This window comes from Flavobacterium sp. KMS, from assembly GCF_000813005.1.
In the GTDB taxonomy this organism is placed as follows: domain Bacteria; phylum Bacteroidota; class Bacteroidia; order Flavobacteriales; family Flavobacteriaceae; genus Flavobacterium.
In genome coordinates, this window is record NZ_JSYP01000051.1 from 1 (window position 1) to 2,129 (window position 2,129).

A 2,129-nucleotide genomic window follows, 5' to 3' on the forward strand; every position below is an offset into this window, starting at 1 on the left:
TTTTTTGGTCTCGACATGATTATCATCCGAAATTACTTTCACCATTAAAACCTGATTACTAGATCTTAAGTTGTCGATAACTAATTTAGAACCCGATACAGCTTCTTTTTTGTATAGCAAGTTCCCTGATACATCATAAATAAAAACCTTATTCAAATTACTATTGTAAGCATCAACATGAATCACTTTGTTAACAATAGCTACTGAAATTTTATTTTCTGTTGCTTCTAAATCTTTTGTTGCTATAGGTACTAAACTAGTGGCAATTGTGCTGGCATTTACATCTTTTTCTGAGCCTGTTTTTGATGACGGGTCATCAAGTAAAGTTGTACATTCAAAATTATATGCTTTATAGGACTTACAAAGATTATTATGAATATATATATTGCCACTGTATGTACCTTCTGGGGTATTAGCCGGTATTATAATTGAATTTATGGAACTATTAGGGGTATATGTAAATGTATAAGGGGTAATATCTTGATTTGGTATTGAATCAGTATCCCATTCAACAGAATATCCAGTGGGATCCCCTTCGAGATTTATATAAGGGACTGCTATATATTGTAGAGTGGGTAATAAAGCTCCAGCTTTAATTGTACGTAGATAATACTCAATTTCACCTGAATGATCATAATCGGGACGGTTAGAAATGTACAGAGTAGGTGAATTTAAGGACACAGTCTTTACCTCAGAAACAATATTACAGTAATCCAAAATGGCTCTGAAGGGGGTTTGATTTTGTAGTAAAGGGAATGTTGTATAAGTATTTGAAGTACTTGGATTAGGTACATCTTTCCAACCATATCCGTCATTAAATTGCCATTTAACAACAGAGGCTTCGTTACCTGATAAGGATAATACAACTGTATTTCCTGCACAAATTGAATTTGCGCCACTTATTGTTCCACCATATGGTAGTGCTATTGTAGCTGTGTTATTGTTGGTAATAATAGAAGAACAAGACTCAGAAGCTAGTTTAGTAATTGTTATAACGCCGCCTAGGGTATTCGATGAAACACTAGTAATTGTAAAGGTACCAGTTCCTGCTGTACTGACCGTTAGATTTGCCGTTAATCCCGTAGCAGATGGACTAGTCCTATTATAAGTTACCACATAATTACCGACAGGCAAGGAGGTAGCACTGGCTGTTAATGTTACTCTAATCGTGTTTTCATTATTACAACTTACAGCTTTTACACTAGTTATACTATAAGTTGGGCAAGTATAAGAGAGAATAACTCGTCCCGCTGCTCCAGCCCCACCAGCTTGAGGGGCACCTAATGCTGAATTTATTGCCCCGCTACCACCACCACCAGACACAGTACCTGCGTTTCCTGGAGCCGTACCCAAAAGTAGATTTGAAATAGCAGCACCTCCAGTCCCATCTCCTGAATTTATACCTTCTCCACCAGCCCCACCAGCTCCAGAACTAAGTCCTAATGATAGTAAGGCCGAATTACCTTTTCCGCCTGGTCTACCTGCAATTCTTGTGGCTCCTATCGTAGCAGCAAATGCTCCTCCTGGCGTTGCACCAGGGGGGGTGTCAGAGTTATTAGCCCCACCTCCTGATCCTCCAGGTGCAAAAAAAATATTTTGGTATTGAGTAATTGTAGAGTACCCTCCAGCGGTACCATTAGCGCCTACATTTCCAGGTGTTTGGCTAGCAACAACAACATTTAAAGTTGCTCCAGGAACGACAGTTAGTGGAGATTCGACATTAGCGCCACCGCCACCGCCAGCCGCACCTCTCCCTAAAAGCAATCCGGCACCACTGGCTCCTCCACCAGATCCGCCTCCGCCCCAAGCCTTAGCATAAATACTGGTTAAACCCGCAGGGACAATAAAGGTACCATTGGTGGTAAATGATGTGGTGGTTTGGGCCCACGAATAAAAACTAATAAAAACGAGTAACAAGGATAATTTTGATTTCATAATAGTAGGATTTAATGATTAAAAAATAAATTAATTAGTTAAGAATAGACTAATATGTGGTATTTAAAAATCAGTCTAATCAGATTGGGACTAATCTATTTTATGATACTTTCTAAAGAAAAGAAATATATAAAATGGAATGTTTGTGGAAAACAAGAATAAAGTTATTAATTATTTTTTATAGCATAAAAAAA

Annotated in this window: 1 protein-coding gene; it reads right to left on the bottom strand. The window is 38.1% G+C overall.

The annotated features are described in order from the left end of the window. Window positions 1-1,935, bottom strand: a 1,935-nt coding sequence (locus OA93_RS23920) for a T9SS sorting signal type C domain-containing protein (RefSeq protein ID WP_039116796.1), incomplete at its 3' end; no start/stop codon positions are given. Window positions 1,936-2,129: the final 194 nt, after the last annotated feature.